This is a genomic window from Paraburkholderia sp. SIMBA_054 (genome assembly GCF_046534875.1).
Lineage (GTDB): Bacteria > Pseudomonadota > Gammaproteobacteria > Burkholderiales > Burkholderiaceae > Paraburkholderia > Paraburkholderia hospita.
This window is the reverse complement of record NZ_JAWRXV010000282.1, coordinates 1-410: the sequence shown is the minus strand read 5'-3', so window position 1 is coordinate 410 and position 410 is coordinate 1. Positions and strand designations below refer to the sequence as shown.

1 pseudogene is annotated in these 410 nt (G+C 67.8%); it reads left to right on the top strand.

The window, feature by feature from the left end:
- Positions 1 to 410: pseudogene (locus tag SB822_RS55125) on the top strand (filamentous hemagglutinin); the annotation flags it as partial.

The following is a 410-nucleotide window of genomic DNA, read 5'->3' as shown; positions in this document are numbered from 1 at the left end:
GATAACCGCCGCTCAGATCAGTCTGCAGGCCGCCGACGGCAATGTGTATGCGTTGGCGGGAAGAGGCACGCGTATCCGCGCGACGGGCACTGCGAGCCGCGACGGCCATGTGTGGCTCGTTGCCGACAGCGGCCGTGTCGGGCAGTTCGGCAAGATCGCCGCAAGCAACGCCGACGGCAGCGGCGGAACGGTCGACACGCAAGCGGCGCAACTGGAATTGGGCGGGCACGCGGTGGTGCATGCAGGCCAGTGGAATCTCTCGACGCCTGCTTTCACAATCGACGGCGCCGCTGCACATGCGTTGCAGCGCAGCCTGAACTCGGGCACCTCTGTCGATATCACCGCGACGGGTGCCAACGGCGCGACGGGCGACCTGGGTGTCGCATCGAGCGTGCGCTGGCACGGTCCCG